The organism is Candidatus Pantoea soli (genome assembly GCF_007833795.1).
GTDB lineage: Bacteria > Pseudomonadota > Gammaproteobacteria > Enterobacterales > Enterobacteriaceae > Pantoea > Pantoea soli.
In genome coordinates this window covers 2,438,082-2,454,236 of sequence record NZ_CP032702.1, presented here as the reverse complement: position 1 = coordinate 2,454,236, position 16,155 = coordinate 2,438,082, and the positions used below count along the sequence as shown (strand labels likewise).

Annotated in this window: 16 protein-coding genes; 9 read left to right on the top strand and 7 right to left on the bottom strand. The window is 58.1% G+C overall.

Annotated features, from left to right (window positions below; translation table 11 throughout):
* Positions 1 to 94: 94 nt before the first annotated feature.
* The 4 genes from mepS to yeiP form a co-directional block, all read right to left on the bottom strand.
* Entirely contained in the window at positions 95 to 673 is a 579-nt protein-coding gene (mepS, locus tag D8B20_RS11410; RefSeq protein ID WP_145888989.1) for a bifunctional murein DD-endopeptidase/murein LD-carboxypeptidase, read from the bottom strand.
* Between the two features lie 514 nt (positions 674 to 1,187).
* Positions 1,188 to 1,895, bottom strand: coding sequence for a phosphatase PAP2 family protein (locus tag D8B20_RS11405; protein WP_145888988.1), 708 nt, complete (start codon positions 1,893 to 1,895; stop codon positions 1,188 to 1,190).
* A 46-nt stretch (positions 1,896 to 1,941) separates the two neighbouring features.
* Positions 1,942 to 2,916 carry a CobW family GTP-binding protein gene (locus tag D8B20_RS11400; RefSeq protein WP_145888987.1) on the bottom strand — a complete coding sequence of 325 codons (975 nt, stop codon included), beginning with the start codon at positions 2,914 to 2,916 and terminating at the stop codon, positions 1,942 to 1,944.
* Positions 2,917 to 3,012: 96 nt separating this feature from the next.
* Entirely contained in the window at positions 3,013 to 3,585 is a 573-nt protein-coding gene (gene yeiP, locus D8B20_RS11395; protein WP_145888986.1) for an elongation factor P-like protein YeiP, read from the bottom strand.
* A gap of 150 nt (positions 3,586 to 3,735) precedes the next feature.
* Between yeiP and D8B20_RS11390 the strand changes: the two genes are divergently transcribed.
* The 4 genes from D8B20_RS11390 (at position 3,736) to fruA (ending at position 8,047) form a co-directional block, all read left to right on the top strand.
* Complete coding sequence (locus tag D8B20_RS11390; protein WP_145888985.1) at positions 3,736 to 3,990, top strand: YkgJ family cysteine cluster protein; 255 nt, start codon at positions 3,736 to 3,738, stop codon at positions 3,988 to 3,990.
* A gap of 277 nt (positions 3,991 to 4,267) precedes the next feature.
* Positions 4,268 to 5,398: a fused PTS fructose transporter subunit IIA/HPr protein gene (gene fruB / locus D8B20_RS11385; RefSeq protein WP_145888984.1), complete on the top strand. Its 1,131-nt coding sequence runs from the start codon at positions 4,268 to 4,270 to the stop codon at positions 5,396 to 5,398.
* The gene (gene fruK, locus D8B20_RS11380) at positions 5,395 to 6,333 is read left to right on the top strand and encodes a 1-phosphofructokinase (protein WP_145888983.1); all 939 of its coding nucleotides are present in this window, start codon (positions 5,395 to 5,397) and stop codon (positions 6,331 to 6,333) included. Before fruB ends, fruK begins: the two co-directional genes overlap by 4 nt.
* Positions 6,334 to 6,349: 16 nt before the next feature.
* Positions 6,350 to 8,047, top strand: coding sequence for a PTS fructose transporter subunit IIBC (fruA, locus tag D8B20_RS11375; protein WP_145888982.1), 1,698 nt, complete (start codon positions 6,350 to 6,352; stop codon positions 8,045 to 8,047).
* A gap of 82 nt (positions 8,048 to 8,129) precedes the next feature.
* Here fruA and nfo read toward each other — a convergent pair whose 3' ends face one another.
* Complete coding sequence (gene nfo / locus D8B20_RS11370; protein ID WP_145888981.1) at positions 8,130 to 8,975, bottom strand: deoxyribonuclease IV; 846 nt, start codon at positions 8,973 to 8,975, stop codon at positions 8,130 to 8,132.
* Between the two features lie 164 nt (positions 8,976 to 9,139).
* On the opposite strand from nfo, the gene D8B20_RS11365 reads away from it, so the two are divergent.
* From D8B20_RS11365 to D8B20_RS11345, 5 genes are all read left to right on the top strand, one after another.
* The gene (locus D8B20_RS11365; RefSeq protein ID WP_145888980.1) at positions 9,140 to 9,517 is read left to right on the top strand and encodes a YkvA family protein; all 378 of its coding nucleotides are present in this window, start codon (positions 9,140 to 9,142) and stop codon (positions 9,515 to 9,517) included.
* A 9-nt stretch (positions 9,518 to 9,526) separates the two neighbouring features.
* A complete protein-coding gene (yieE, locus tag D8B20_RS11360) occupies positions 9,527 to 10,393 on the top strand; it encodes a DNA-binding transcriptional regulator YeiE (protein ID WP_145888979.1) in 867 nt (288 codons plus the stop codon).
* Between the two features lie 136 nt (positions 10,394 to 10,529).
* Positions 10,530 to 11,996, top strand: coding sequence for an amino acid permease (locus tag D8B20_RS11355; RefSeq protein WP_145888978.1), 1,467 nt, complete (start codon positions 10,530 to 10,532; stop codon positions 11,994 to 11,996).
* A 247-nt stretch (positions 11,997 to 12,243) separates the two neighbouring features.
* Entirely contained in the window at positions 12,244 to 13,323 is a 1,080-nt protein-coding gene (locus D8B20_RS11350; RefSeq protein ID WP_145888977.1) for a FecCD family ABC transporter permease, read from the top strand.
* Positions 13,323 to 14,111, top strand: coding sequence for an ABC transporter ATP-binding protein (locus tag D8B20_RS11345; protein WP_145888976.1), 789 nt, complete (start codon positions 13,323 to 13,325; stop codon positions 14,109 to 14,111). Before D8B20_RS11350 ends, D8B20_RS11345 begins: the two co-directional genes overlap by 1 nt.
* Positions 14,112 to 14,148: 37 nt before the next feature.
* Here the strand turns inward: D8B20_RS11345 and fghA are convergent, their stop codons facing one another.
* Both fghA and D8B20_RS11335 read right to left on the bottom strand, forming a co-directional pair.
* Entirely contained in the window at positions 14,149 to 14,991 is an 843-nt protein-coding gene (fghA, locus tag D8B20_RS11340) for an S-formylglutathione hydrolase (protein WP_145888975.1), read from the bottom strand.
* 13 nt (positions 14,992 to 15,004) lie between these two features.
* Entirely contained in the window at positions 15,005 to 16,129 is a 1,125-nt protein-coding gene (locus tag D8B20_RS11335; protein WP_145888974.1) for an S-(hydroxymethyl)glutathione dehydrogenase/class III alcohol dehydrogenase, read from the bottom strand.
* Between the last annotated feature and the right edge of the window lie 26 nt (positions 16,130 to 16,155).

Sequence of the window (16,155 nt, the reverse complement as noted above, 5' to 3'; positions counted from 1 at the left end):
ACGCGCGCCGCCGGCGGGACAAAACGCAGGCAAAAAAAAACGCTGCGAGTGCAGCGTTTTCTGATTCTCTGGCTGAGAGGATCATCGGAGCAGGTTACGCGCCCGGGTGTTTTGCTAATACCCGACGCGCTTCACGGTAGCGTGATTTCCAGTAGCTGTCGTTCAGACTGGAGATCATGACGCCACTGCTGGTGGACGCATGAACAAAGTTGTCGTTACCAAGATAAATGCCGACGTGACGCCCGGTGGAACCGGCGCGGAACAGCACTAAATCTCCCGGACGCAGTTTACTGCGTGAAATTTCTCTGCCGGTATCCTGCTGCTCAGAAGTGGAGCGGGGCAGTTCTAAACCAAACTGTTCACGAAAGGTGCGCTGAACAAAAGCAGAACAATCAATGCCGCGTTTGGTGTCACCGCCTAAGCGATAACGGACACCTTTCCAGTCACTGTACTGTTCCATGATGCGGGACTTAACGTCCACGTTCTGCACCATTTGTTCAAATTCATCCTGAGACGCCTGAAGTAAAAAACCATTCTGGTTGTTAACTTCATGATTCTCGTTATTCGCGTTTTGTCCGTTATGGGTACTGCTGCATGCTGATAAAAGCGTTGCTAATGCTACTGCGGGAATTATCCGCCTGAGGTATCTCAGAATTGGTTGAGACTTGACCATTATACGTGTGTTCCTTCGATGTCCTTACGACAGAATGTCGCCAGCCAGATGACAAAACGGGTTGAGATTAATAAGTACGACGGACTAAGACAATTCCTTAATTACTAAAATGTGTTAATGCACACAATTTTGCTGCTTAAGGCACCGCATATTATGCTGCACTTTGTTAACCGGAGTTGAGGTTAACCGATTACAGACCGCGTGGCGAGTGCTTTTCTCTAAATTTTTATAGGTTTTTTTGATATGAAATCAATCTTTAACAGAGTGGTTACTTTATCAACAACTGGCAGTGATTTAAACGTCAAATAGCGGGGCGATCAGGGGCTAATTCTGGCGCTAAGGCAGATTTTAAGAGGGTTCTGGCTGGACAGCCCTGAAAACAGGCCCGTGTTAATGCTTTTTTGTCATTATGTTTTCTTTTTACAGAAAACGATTAGGCGGCTAATAATTAATTTAAGGATTAAATAAGCGCGGGCAAGTCAATTCAGGTTTTATAATCACCCGCGCTAAATAATTACGCCTGCGGCTTATATTTGCCAGGCAGCGAGCGGTATAGCCAGTTAACCAGCGCATCGCTGGCCGGCGTTAATAACCACCAGCTGAGTCCCACCAGCACCACGGAAAGGGAGCCGACAGCGATATCGGTAAACCAGTGGGCACCCGCCATCACGCGCGGTAAAGCAAACAGCACCACGATCACCAGCCCTGCCAGAAACGGACGCAAGCCAAAATAGCGCCACATGAAGCAGGCAAAGATGATCAGCATCATGCCGTGGTCACCCGGGAAGCTATCTTTGGACGCATCTTTGGCCGGAATACCGGTCAGTTCGCTGACGCGGTGTACGTTGTCAAAGAACAGCGTCGGGCTGGCGTGCTTAACGGGCAGCAGGTGGCCCAGCTGGTTGAGGACCACCGCCGTCAGCAGCATGGTAATGCCAATCGCCAGCATGCGGCGGCGGCCCGGCGGCGTTTCGCGGCGCCAGAACCACAGATACAGCAGCCCCATCGCCAGCAGGGAAACGGCGTCAAAGCCGCGAAAGTTGGTCACAGCCACCAGCAGAGCGAAAGCGTGGTGGTCCACCATCTGGTCGTTAAAACCAAAGAAAATGCTTTTATCAATGGCAAACCAGAACCCGTGATCGGGTGGCAGATACCATGACAAAAACAGCATCACACCCAGCGCGTTAAGCAGCAGGATGGTGATCAGTCGGAAAGCGTGCATAAGAAAAAGACTCAAAAAGAAAAAATAACGGGCAAACTTAACGCAGCTATTTTAAACGAACCTTCAACAACGCCGTCTGCAAAAGGTTCCAGTCAGCCGCCTGATGATGGATTAATTCAATGCGGCTGTCCGGCGGTGTGACAGGCCGCGTTTCAATAAACAGGTCTTCACCCTGACGGTTAATGCTGACCAATCCATCCGGCGTACGCAGCACCCCCTTCACCCGATCAACCGGCGCAAGCCGCGCCCACTCTAAGGCGGGGATGGTATCGAATACGGTATCGCCATCGAAAATCCAGCCACAGGAAGCATAGCCCTGACCTTCATTCAACGCACGCCGCCAGCGCACGGCGCCTTCCAGTTTCAGCGCCGCCAGCCCCTGCGGACGGGAAGGGTGATGATGATGGGCAGCCTGCGGCACCGCACGATCGGCTAATGCCGGCTGGCTGAGCAGCGCCGGATCGATATTGCCCCAGGCGGCTTCAATCAGCTGACGATCGCCAAGGTGCTGCTGTTGCCATTCCAGCAGGCGCTGGCGATCCTGCGCATGCCAGGTATCGCTTTTGCTGGCAATGATGATGTCGGCTGCCGTGAGCTGGTCGCGGAAATTTTCATTTTGCATGATGCGCGTATCGGCCAGCTGGCGTGGATCGAGCAGCGTCAGCGTGGCATCCAGCTGGATCCATGGCTGATACACCGCCGCGCGCAGCATATTGAGCAACTGGGCGGGATGGCCAAGGCCGGTGGGTTCAATGATCAGACGATCGGGTCTGGCCTGCTTTAGCAGCATATTCAGCCCGACCTGCAACGGCAGGCCGTTGACGCAGCACATGCAGCCGCCAGGGATCTCTTTCAGCGTGGCACCGCGATCGGCAAGCAGGGCACCGTCGATACCCACTTCACCAAACTCATTCACCAGAATGGCCCAGTTCTCACCGGCGGGTTTGTGGGCTAACAGATGCAGCAGGGTGGTGGTTTTGCCGCTGCCGAGAAAGCCGGTGATGATATTTACGCGCGTCATTGTCTGCTCCTTGAAATAAGCGCGCCGGACAACAACAGCCGGCGCACGCCGTTGTTATACTATAACAATCAGCGGCGGCCGGATAAAATCGTGCGATCAGTCAGCGCGTCCCATATAGCGACGTTCAGCGATATGAATGCGGATGCGATCGCCGTTGCTGAGATATTCAGGCACCTGAATCGACAGGCCGGTGCTCATGCCGGCGGGTTTGGTGCGCGCGCTGGCGGACGCGCCTTTGATGCCGGGCGAAGTATCAACAATCTCCATATCCACCGTCTGCGGCAGCTCCAGCGCCAGCACCTGACCTTCCATCGTCAACACCTGAATACCCGGAATGCCGCCTTCAGGAATAAACAGCAGCTCGTCTTCAATCTGATCTTTTCTGAAGGTATACGGCGTGTAATCCTCGTCATCCATAAAGACATACTCGTCACCGTCTATATAGGAAAAGGTCACCGGGCGGCGGCTTAGCTGGATGGCATCAATAATGTCATCTCCCTTGAAGCGCTCTTCCACCTTCATGCCGGTGCGCACATCGGTAAAGCGCATTTTATAAAGCGTGGCGGCACCGCGCGCGCTCGGGCTTTGCACGTCAATATCTTTCACCAGCAGCAGCTTGCCGTTCCAGGTGACGGCCATCCCTTTTTTGATTTCGTTTGCCTTTGGCATCTGTGTGTCTCGCTCAGAGAGGATTGATGCGCGCCACGTTACCCGCGCGCTGAAAAACAGGCAAGTGAGGCAGTGTAAAATTGTCGGCCGGGCATGGCATTCGCGTCAGCCTGCTGCTATTGTCGCGCGATAATTCTGCAGGAGCGCATAATGTTATGTCGTGAACAGTGCGGTGCCTGTTGCACAGCCCCCTCTATTTCTTCCCCGATTCCCGGTATGCCGCATGGTAAACCGGCCAATACCCGCTGCGTGCAGCTGGATGATCAGCAGCGCTGCCGCCTCTTTGGTTCGCCGCTGCGCCCGGCGGTGTGCGCAGGCCTGCAGCCGGACGCTGAAATGTGCGGACGCAGCCGGGAAGAGGCAATGATCTTTCTGCTGCAGCTGGAAGCGGACACCGCGCCCTGAGCGACGCTGACGCAAAGCTGAACCTGGCGGCTCTGTTCAGCGTTGCATACAGCAACGATGTCAGCGCCGCGCCAGCGAAAAATCCGAAATCCAGCCTGAAGTGTGCGGGACATCAAAAATCTGCTACATCGTTCGCGCATTTACTTGCCTGCGCAGGCTGGCTGTACCATATTCCCTGAAACGTTTCAGCGTTGTACTTGCGGCTAAGTCCGTGACGCGCAGCGTATTTTTTCGCCATTAAGCTGAAACGATTCACTTTCAGCAAGCGAGGAGAGATATGTTCCAGCTCGAAGTTCAGGCCATTCATACAGGTGCCCACGCACAAAATAAAGAAGAGGCCATCCGACAGGTTGCCGCTGCGCTGACCGCAGCCGGAAACGTCGCAGAAGGCTACGTCAACGGTATGCTGGCGCGCGAGCAGCAAACCACCACCTTCCTTGGCAACGGCATTGCCATTCCGCACGGCACCACCGATACCCGCGACCTGGTTCAGAAAACCGGCGTGCAGGTGTTCCAGTTCCCGCAGGGCGTGGACTGGGGCGACGGTCAGATTGCCTGGGTGGCCATCGGCATTGCGGCGAAATCGGATGAACATCTCGCGCTGCTGCGCCAGCTGACGCATGTGTTAAGCGACGACAGCGTGGAACAACAGCTGAAAAGCGCTTCTGCAGAAGAGCTGCGTGCGCTGCTGATGGGTGAAAAACAGGCAGCAGAATTCAAATTTGATACCTCGCTGATTGCCACAGACGTGGCGGCCAGCGATCTGATGACGCTGCAGGCGCTGAATGCCGGCCGGCTGCAGGCTGCCGGTGCCGCAGACGCCAGCTTTGTGGCGAACGTTGTCTCTGCGCCGCCGCTCAGCCTCGGGCAGGGCATCTGGCTGAACGACAGCGCCAGCGGCAACCTCGGCAGCGCCATCGCCGTCAGCCGGAGCGCCACGCCGTTTATCCATCAGGGCGAGCAGGTTGCGCTGCTGATTACCGTAGCGGCGGTTGATGATCGCCCGCTTGAAGCGCTTGGCTACCTGAGCAACCTGCTGCTGGCAAACAAAGCTGACCGCCTGCTGAAAGCCGATGCGGCGGGCGTGCTGGCGCTGCTGACCAGCGAAGTGGATGAAGCCGCTGAGGTGCTGACCGCCGAATTCACCATCCGTAACGAACACGGCCTGCACGCGCGTCCGGGCACGGCGCTGGTCAGCGTCATCAAACAGTTCAACAGCGATATCACCGTAACCAATCTCGACGGCAGCGGAAAACCGGCCAATGGCCGCAGCCTGATGAAGGTTGTGGCGCTGGGCGTGAAGAAGGGCCATCGCCTGCGCTTTACTGCCAGCGGCGAAGATGCACAGCAGGCGCTGAACGCCATTGAAGAAGCCATCAACAGCGGTCTGGGCGAGGGGGTAGCATGAGCCGTCGCGTTGCCACCATTACGCTGAATCCCGCCTACGATCTGGTGGGATACACGCCGGAAATTGAGCGCGGTGAAGTCAACCTGGTGAAAACCACCGGGCTGCACGCGGCCGGTAAAGGCATCAATGTGGCCAAAGTGCTGAAAGATCTGGGGATTGATGTCACCGTGGGTGGCTTCCTCGGCAAAGAGAATCAGGATGGTTTTCAGCAGCTGTTCAGCGAGCTGGGCATAGCTAACCGCTTTCAGGTGGTGCAGGGCCGGACCCGCATCAACGTCAAACTGACGGAAAAAGATGGCGATGTGACCGATCTGAATTTCTCCGGCTTCGAGGTGACACCGCAGGACTGGGAGCGCTTTACGGCGGATTCACTGACCTGGCTGGGACAGTTTGACATGGTTTGCGTCAGCGGCAGCCTGCCGTCGGGTGTTGCGCCCGAAGCGTTCACCAAATGGATGAGCGACCTGCGCACGCTCTGCCCGTGCATCATCTTCGACAGCAGCCGCGAAGCCCTGGTTGCCGGACTGAAAGCCGCGCCGTGGCTGGTCAAACCCAACCGCCGTGAGCTGGAAATCTGGGCTGGTCGCCGGCTGCCGGAACTGGAGGATGTGATTAATGCAGCGCATGAACTGCGTGAGCAGGGCATTGCGCACGTGGTGATCTCTCTTGGCGCAGAAGGCGCGCTGTGGGTGAACGCCTCTGGCGAATGGATCGCCAAACCACCCGCCTGTGAGGTGGTCAGCACCGTAGGTGCTGGCGATTCCATGGTAGGTGGCCTGATTTACGGCCTGCTGATGCGTGAATCCAGTGAACATACGCTGCGTCTGGCAACGGCAGTGGCGGCCATGGCCGTCAGCCAGAGCAACGTTGGCGTAACCGATCGTACCCAGTTGGCCGCGATGATGGCGCGCGTCGACTTACACCCCGTTAACTAACAGCAGGAGAGCGATAATGAAAACGCTGCTGATACAAGACTCTTCACTCGGCCTGGCTTCCGGGCATTTAGCCATGGAACGTCTGCGCGCTGCGGCGGCGCAGTCCGGGCTGGAACTGGTCAGCTCCGCCGCCGAAGCGGAACTGGTGCTGGTGGTAGGACACACGGTACCGGAGCAGGCCGCTCTGGCCGGAAAATCGGTCGCGCAGGTGGATGTGCAGCAGGCGCTGCGCGATCCGCAGGCAACGATCGCCCTGGCGAAAGACGCCGCCCGCACCTGGCAGCCTGCCAGCGCGCCGGTGGCTGCACCGGCTGCCGCAACCGGCGGCGGGCAGAAGCGCATTGTCGCGGTGACCGCCTGTCCAACCGGCGTGGCGCACACCTTTATGGCGGCAGAAGCGATTGAAGCCGAAGCCACCAAACGTGGCTGGTGGGTGAAAGTGGAAACCCGTGGCTCTGTGGGGGCCGGCAATCCGATTACGCCTGAAGAAGTGGCCGCGGCCGATCTGGTGATTGTCGCTGCGGATATTGACGTGGACCTGGCGAAATTTGCCGGTAAGCCGATGTACCGCACCTCCACCAGCCTGGCGCTGAAAAAAACCGCGCAGGAGCTGGATAAAGCGCAGGCAGAAGCCAAAACCTATCAGCCGGCCGGTAACGGATCGGTGGCCAGCCAGAGCGACAGCAAAGAGAAAGCCGGTGCCTATCGTCATCTGCTGACCGGCGTGTCTTATATGCTGCCAATGGTGGTCGCGGGCGGTCTGAGCATCGCGCTCTCCTTTGCTTTTGGCATCACCGCGTTTAAAGAGCCGGGCACCTTAGCCGCGGCGCTGATGCAGATCGGGGGCGGCAGCGCCTTTGCACTGATGGTACCGGTGCTGGCAGGCTTTATTGCTTTCTCCATTGCCGACCGTCCAGGCTTAACGCCGGGTCTGATTGGCGGCATGATCGCCACCAGCATTAACGCAGGTTTCCTCGGCGGCATCATTGCCGGTTTTATCGCCGGTTATGCAGCCAAACTGCTGAGCAGCAAAGTGAAGCTGCCGCAAAGTATGGAAGCGCTGAAGCCGATCCTGATCATTCCGCTGGTCGCCAGCCTGATCACCGGCCTGCTGATGATTTATGTCGTGGGTAAACCGGTGGCTGGCATCATGAGCGGCCTGACCAGCTGGCTGTCGAATATGGGTACCGCCAACGCAGTTCTGCTGGGTGCGATCCTCGGCGGCATGATGTGTACCGATATGGGCGGTCCGGTGAACAAAGTGGCGTACGCGTTTGGTGTTGGCCTGCTGAGTTCACAAACCTATGCGCCGATGGCGGCTATCATGGCGGCCGGTATGGTGCCTCCGCTGGCGATGGGTGTGGCGACTCTGGTGGCGCGCCGTAAATTCAATAAAGGTCAGCAGGAAGGCGGCAAAGCGGCGCTGGTGCTGGGTCTGTGCTTTATCTCTGAAGGCGCAATTCCGTTTGCCGCACGCGATCCGATGCGTGTTCTGCCTTGCTGTATCGTCGGCGGTGCCATCACCGGTGCCATCTCGATGTCGATTGGCGCGAAGCTGATGGCGCCGCACGGTGGCCTGTTCGTGCTGCTGATTCCGGGAGCCATCACGCCTGTGCTGGGTTATCTGCTGGCGATTGTCATCGGTACGGCGGTGGCCGGCCTCGGTTATGCCATTCTGAAACGTCCGGAAGAAGAGCTGGCCAAAGCGGCATAAGTACGCGCAGCCAGAAAAAAAGAAAGGGAGCCGCGGCTCCCTTTTTTACGTTACGTTCCGGGCGTAACGCCGTGCAGCGCCGTTACGCCTGCTGTTCCGACTTGAGCCACGCAATTTCATCGCGCCAGATATCCGGATTGATGGTCTCCAGAATCATCGGGATGCCATCAAAACGCGCATCCTTCATCAGCCAGCTGAACGCGGTTTTACCGATATTGCCTTCGCCAAGACTGTGGTGCCGGTCAACCCGGCTGCCGAGCGTGCTTTTGGCATCGTTCAGATGCATACCACGCAGGTAACGGAAACCGACGATGCGCTCAAATTCAGCAAACGTCGCCGCGCAGGCTTCCTCAGTGCGTAAATCATATCCACCGGCAAAAGCATGGCAGGTATCAATACACACGCCAACGCGTGATTTATCTTCCACGTGCGCAATGATGGTCGCCAGGTGCTCAAAGCGGAAGCCGAGGTTGCTGCCCTGACCAGCGGTATTTTCAATGACGGCCACCACATTGCGGGTTTTATCCAGCGCGATATTGATGGATTCCGCGATGCGCTTCAGGCAGGCTTCTTCATCAATCTGCTGCAGATGACTGCCGGGGTGAAAATTCAGCAGCGTCAGACCAAGCTGATCGGCGCGCTGCATTTCATCAATAAACGCCTCACGCGATTTCTCCAGTGCGTCCATCACCGGATGGCCCAGGTTTATCAGATAGCTGTCGTGCGGCAGAATCTGTGCCGGTGTGAAGCGATACTGTTCACAGGCGGTTTTAAACGCATCAATCACCTGACCTGACAGCGGCGCGGCTTTCCACTGACGCTGATTTTTAGTGAACAGCGCAAAGGCTGTGGCTTCCAGTTCATGGGCCCGGATAACTGCCTGGTCTACGCCGCCAGAGGCACTGACGTGTGCGCCGATATATTTCATGCCGCTCTCCTGAATGGGCGGGGGTAATAGCGAAGCGCACATAATAGCGGATGCGCCCGCAGCAGGAAATGTTGTGGCCGGACAATCGCGGCGTCAGCTTGGTTAAAACTCAGATTGCTAATATATTAGTTATCAACCGGAATAAGTAATAAAAGAGGGAAACCATGTTCATGCGCCTGCGCCGCTGGGCACGGCTTATCAAACGCGATGTGCTGACGCTGTGGTTCGCCTGTCGCGACCCGCGCACGCCCGGGTGGTTTAAAGTGCTGGCGTTCGGCATTGTCGCCTATGCGCTCAGTCCGATCGATCTGATTCCGGATTTTATCCCCATTCTCGGCCTGCTGGATGATGCCATTATTGTGCCGCTGGGCGTGATTATCCTGCTGCGGCTGCTGCCGCGTGAAATCCGTATCAGCAGCGCAGAGCGCGCCGAGGTACAACGCGCGCGCGGCAGGAAGATCGTCAGCTGGACCGGCTTTGGCCTGACACTGCTGATCTGGCTGGCGGTGGTGATCTATCTCGTGCACCGTTACGCACTGTAAGGAGGGCGCATGCATATCACTCTGCGTCAGATTGAAGTCTTTACCGAAGTGCTGAAAAGCGGCTCAACCACCCAGGCGTCACAGGTGCTGGCGCTGTCGCAGTCAGCGGTCAGCGCCGCGCTGGCGGATCTGGAGAGCCAGCTTGGCGTGCAGCTGTTTGATCGCGTCGGTAAGCGGCTGGTGCTGAATGAACACGGTCGCCTGCTGTATCCGCGCGCCGTCGGCCTGCTGGAGCAGGCGGGAGAAATTGAGCAGCTGTTTAAAGAAGAGAACGGTGCCATCCGCCTGTTCGCCAGCAGCACCATCGGCAACTATATGCTGCCGGGCATGATCGCGGCGTATCGCCGGGACTTTCCCGCGCTGCCGCTGGAGCTGAGCGTGGGTAACAGCCAGGACGCCATTCATGCCGTCGCCGATTTCCGGGTGGATATCGGGCTGATCGAAGGGCCGTGCCATGAACCGGAGATTGTCAGCGAGCCGTGGCTGGAAGATGAGCTGGTGGTGTTTGCCGCCCCGGATGCCGCGCTGCTGCAACAGCCCGTCACGCTAAGCAGCCTGGCCGCCGCGCCGTGGATTTTGCGCGAGCGCGGTTCCGGCACGCGTGAAATTGTCGATTATCTGCTGCTGTCGCATCTGCCGCAGTTTCAGCTGGGCATGGAGCTGGGCAACTCTGAGGCGATCAAACACGCGGTGCGCCACGGCATGGGCATCAGCTGCCTGTCACGCCGGGTCATTAGCGATCTGCTGGATGCCGGTACGCTGGTGGAAGTGGCGGTCCCGCTGCCGCGTCTGACGCGAACGCTGTATCGCATCCATCATCGGCAGAAGCACATTTCCCGGGCGCTGAGCCGCTTTCTGACTTACTGCCGCGAATGATCGTCGCCGTGCGTGCGCTGTGGCTAATAATCGCTGGCCGATTATGAAGGTAACTTATAACCCGTGGTGAATGCTATACAGCGCAGGCTTTGCTGCTACAATCGCGCCTTATTTTTATCCGGCATAGCGTTTACACATGCATAATGACTCAAAAACAACACAACAACCTGGGCTGCGCCGTGAATTAAAAGCGCGCCATCTCACCATGATCGCCATTGGCGGTTCCATCGGCACCGGCCTGTTTGTCGCCTCCGGTGCCACCATCTCTCAGGCCGGCCCCGGCGGAGCATTACTCTCCTACGCGCTGATTGGCCTGATGGTCTATTTCCTGATGACCAGCCTCGGCGAGCTGGCGGCTTTCATGCCGGTTTCCGGTTCCTTTGCCACCTACGGCGCAAAATATGTGGAAGAGGGCTTTGGCTTCGCGCTGGGCTGGAACTACTGGTACAACTGGGCGGTAACCATCGCCGTTGACCTTGTCGCCTCACAGCTGGTCATGAATTACTGGTTTCCGGATACGCCGGGCTGGATCTGGAGCGCGCTGTTCCTTGGCCTGATGTTCCTGCTGAATGTCATTTCGGTAAAAGGCTTTGGTGAAGCCGAGTACTGGTTCTCGCTGATTAAAGTCGCCACAGTGATCATCTTTATCGTGGTGGGCGTCCTGATGATCGTCGGCATTATGCGCGGTGCAGAGCACGCCGGCTGGCATAACTGGACCGTTGGCGACGCGCCGTTTGCCGGGGGCTTTGCCGCCATGATAGGCGTGGCGATGATCGTGGGCTTCTCGTTCCAGGGCACTGAGCTGATCGGCATTGCCGCCGGCGAGTCGGAAGACCCGGCTAAAAATATTCCACGCGCCGTGCGTCAGGTGTTCTGGCGTATCCTGCTGTTTTACGTCTTTGCCATCCTGATTATCAGCCTGATTCTGCCGTATACCGATCCGCAGCTGCTGCACAACGATGTCACGGATATCAGCGTCAGCCCGTTCACGCTGGTGTTCCAGAATGCCGGACTGCTGTCAGCGGCGGCAGTGATGAATGCGGTTATCCTGACCTCCGTGCTCTCTGCCGGCAACTCCGGGATGTATGCCTCCACGCGCATGCTGTTTAACCTGGCACAGGAAGGCAAAGCGCCGCGCATTTTTGCCCGGCTGTCGAAAGGCGGCGTGCCGCGCAACGCGCTGCTGGCGACGACCGTGGTTGCCGGGCTCTGTTTCCTGACCTCAAAGTTTGGCAATCAGGAAGTGTATCTGTGGCTGCTGAACACCTCAGGCATGACCGGCTTCATCGCCTGGCTGGGCATTGCCATCAGCCATTACCGCTTCCGTCGCGGCTATGTGGCGCAGGGGCGTAACCTGGCCGATCTGCCCTACCGGTCAGGCTTCTTCCCGCTGGGACCGATTTTTGCGTTTGTGCTGTGCCTGGTGATTACGCTGGGGCAGAACTATCAGGCCTTCCTCGCCGACCGCATTGACTGGTACGGTGTGGCCGCAACCTATATTGGTCTTCCGCTGTTCCTGATTATCTGGTTCGGTTATCGCCTGGTGCGCGGCAGCCGCGTGGTGAAATACAGCGAGATGGAGTTCCCGACGTTCCGCCAGTAAGCCTTACCGGACACGATACCCCGCGCCGCTATCATGGTGTACTGACCGATAGCGGCGCCCTTTATTGCGCCTTGCGCATGACACCCATCCCGCCGTACAGCTCCTTAGTCACCGCCGCGCCATGCCCGTCCCGCCTGATGCCGGGAGATTTCATTCGGGCTTTGTTACAGAGATAAAATTGATAATTATTATCACCTGCTCTATTGTGGCAACCGTTATGGTTGCAATTAGAAAAACAGGTTGAAACATGCGTATCACGGACTCCGCGCTGGTGGCGGAAAACGGCACCGAAGCCGATACCCTGACGCGTTATCGTCAGGTACTACGCCAGCGCCTCATGCTGATTGCGGGACTGGTGCTGGCGATCGTCGCATCAGTCATACTCGATTTTACGCTCGGTCCGGCCGGGCTCTCGCTGGAAACCCTGTGGCAGACCCTGACCCATCCGGCGTTAATGGATGCGGGCACACGCGTCATTGTCTGGGACATTCGCTTACCCTATGCGCTGATGGCGGTGGTGGTCGGGTGTTCCCTCGGTCTGGCCGGCGCCGAAATGCAGACCATCCTCAATAACCCGCTGGCCAGCCCGTTTACGCTCGGCGTCTCGTCCGCGGCGGCGTTTGGTGCCGCGCTGGCGATCATTGTCGGCATCGGCATCCCCGGTATACCCGACCAGTGGTTCATCTCCGCTAACGCCTTTATTTTTGCGCTGCTTGCCGCGCTGATGCTGGATGGCATTACCCGCTGGTCAAATGTCTCTACCTCCGGCGTGGTGCTGTTTGGTATTGCGCTGGTATTCACCTTTAACGCGCTGGTCTCGATGATGCAGTTTATTGCCAGCGAAGACACGCTGCAGGGGCTGGTCTTCTGGACCATGGGCAGCCTGGCGCGCGCCTCGTGGGAAAAGCTCGGCGTGCTCACCGCCGCTTTCGCGCTGCTGATTCCGTTTTCCATGCTCAGCAGCTGGAAGCTGACCGCGCTGCGCCTCGGTGAAGATCGTGCCGTCAGCTTCGGCATTGACGTGCGCCGCCTGCGGCTGGCCACGCTGCTGCGCATCAGTATTCTTTCCGCGCTGGCGGTGGCTTTTGTCGGGCCGATTGGCTTTATCGGTCTGGTGGCGCCCCATATCGCGCGCATGATGTTTGGTGAAGATCACCGCTATTACCTGCCGGCCAGTGCGCTGACCGGCGCGCTGGTGCTGTCACTGGCCTCGGTCGCCTCCAAGAACCTGATTCCCGGCGTCATTATTCCGGTAGGCATTGTGACCTCGCTGGTCGGCGTGCCTTTCTTCCTCAGCATTATTCTGCGTCATCGGGGGACGGTGTAATGGAACAGGGATTACAACTTAAGCATTTTTCGGCCGGCTATCCAAAGCGACAGGTGATCAGCGACCTCAACGTACCTCAGCTGCCGCGCGGCAAAATTACCGTGCTGCTTGGGCCCAACGGCTGTGGCAAATCCACGCTGCTGCGTGCGCTGGCCGGTCTGAATAAAGGGCAGGGTGAGCTGTGGCTGAACGGCGACGAGCTGATGACCCAGCCGTTTGCACGTCGCGCACAGCGCGTGGTCTATCTGCCGCAGACGTTACCGGCAGGGGTTCATCTGCACGTGCTGGAGTCGATTATCGTCGCCCAGCGCGCCTCTGGCGGGCTGCACAGCGCTGCCGGCGAGGCGGAGATCATGCATCTGCTGCAACAGCTGGGTATCGGTCATCTGGCGATGCGTTATCTGGACCAGCTTTCCGGCGGGCAGAAGCAGCTGGTCGGGCTGGCGCAGTCGCTGATTCGCCGTCCGGAACTGCTGCTGCTGGACGAGCCGCTCAGCGCGCTGGATTTGAACTACCAGTTCCACGTGATGGATCTGGTACGGCGTGAGACGCGCCTGCGCAACATGGTGACGGTGGTGGTGGTACACGATATCAACATTGCGCTGCGTCACGCCGACCATGCGCTGATGTTGAAAGAGGGCAGGCTGCTGGCCGATGGCGCACCGTCCAGCGTAATCACCCCGGCAACGCTGGCGCAGGTTTATGGCGTGCGTGGCCGCATAGAGCACTGCTCGCAGGGCATGCCGCAGGTGATGATTGACGGGCTGGTCGCGGAGTCGCTGACCTGAAGGAGAGCCCGGTGCACGGTGGTGCACCGGGAAAGGATTACACCAGCAGATGTTTTGCGTGGAAGCGCAGATGATCTTCCACAAAGCTGGCGATAAAGAAGTAGCTGTGGTCGTAACCTGGCTGAATTCGCAGCTCGAGCGGGAAGCCCTGCGCCTGCGCCACGGCTTCCAGCTGCTCAGGACGCAGCTGGTCGGCGAGGAACTGATCGCTATCGCCCTGATCGATTAGCACCGGCAGACGCTGTTCAGCCTCAGCCATCAGCAGGCAGCTGTCCCACTCGCGCCATGCCTGACGATCGTCACCCAGATAGGCCGTAAACGCCTTCTGCCCCCACGGCACCTGTGTTGGATTCACAATCGGCGCAAAAGCGGAGACCGAAGCAAAGCGGCCGCCAGGCCGCAGTGCCAGCAGCAGCGCGCCATGACCACCCATCGAATGCCCCATGATTGACTGCCGATCGCTCAGCTTGAAATTGTCGGCCAGCAGCGCCGGCAGCTCCTGGCTGAGATAATCAAACATGCGATAGTGCGCCGCCCACGGCTGCTGCGTGGCATTGAGGTAAAACCCGGCACCCTGGCCAAGATCGTAGCTGCTGTCATCCGCCACTGCTTCACCGCGCGGGCTGGTGTCCGGCATAATCAGCACCAGCCCCAGCTGGGCGGCTATCCGCTGCGCGCCGGCCTTGGTGGTGAAGTTCTCATCGGTACAGGTTAGTCCGGCCAGAAACCACACCGCCGGCGGCGGGGTATCATCCTGCGGCGGCGGCAGGAAAATGCTGAACGTCATCGGACAGTTCAGCACCGATGAAAAATGACGCCAGCGCTGCTGCCAGCCGCCAAAGATGCGGTGCTCTTCCAGCAACTCCAGAGTGGATGCCATAACGCCTCCTTGCTTATCGGGTAAAGTGCACCACAGAACGGATCGATTTACCGTCGTGCATCAGGTCAAACGCCTCGTTGATCTGCTCCAGCGGCATGGTGTGCGTGATGAAATCATTCAGCGCAAATTTGCCGTCGAGATAATCCTGCACAATGCCTGGCAGCTGGCTGCGGCCTTTCACGCCGCCGAACGCAGAGCCGCGCCAGACGCGCCCGGTCACCAGCTGGAACGGACGGGTCGCGATCTCTTCACCGGCACCGGCAACCCCGATAATCACCGACTCGCCCCAGCCTTTATGGCAGCACTCCAGCGCAGAACGCATGACATTGACGTTGCCGATGCACTCAAAGGAGAAATCGACGCCGCCATCGGTCAGTTCCACAATCACATCCTGAATAGGCTTGTCGTAATCTTTGGGATTGATCAGATCGGTGGCACCGAGCTTACGCGCCAGATCAAATTTGCTGGTGTTGATATCAATACCGATAATGCGGCCCGCTTTCGCCATTTTGGCACCAATGATGGCCGACAGGCCGATGCCGCCAAGACCGAAGATGGCCACGGTATCGCCTTCTTTCACTTTGGCCGTATTCATCACCGCACCCATGCCGGTGGTCACGCCGCAGCCCAGCAGGCACACTTCTTCCAGCGGCGCTTCTTTGCTGATTTTTGCCAGTGAAATTTCTGGTACCACGGTGTATTCGGAGAAGGTCGAAGTGCCCATGTAATGGAAAATGGGTTTACCGTCTTTGAAGAAACGGGTGGTGCCGTCCGGCATCAGCCCTTTGCCCTGGGTGGCGCGAATCGCCTGACACAGATTGGTTTTGCCGGACAGGCAGAATTTACACTTGCCGCATTCCGGGGTGTAAAGCGGAATCACGTGATCGCCGACTGCGACGCTGGTCACGCCTTCACCCACGGCTTCGACCACGCCACCGCCTTCATGGCCCAGAATCGCCGGGAAGACGCCTTCCGGATCTTTGCCGGAGAGGGTATAGGCATCGGTATGGCACACGCCCGTGGCGACAATGCGTACCAGCACTTCGCCTTTCTGCGGTGGCATCAAATCCACTTCTTCAATCTTCAGTGGTTCGCCAGCGGCCCAGGCAACAGCGGCGCGGGTTTTAATCATGTTCATGTCGTTCCTCTTCCTTCGGGTGTGGT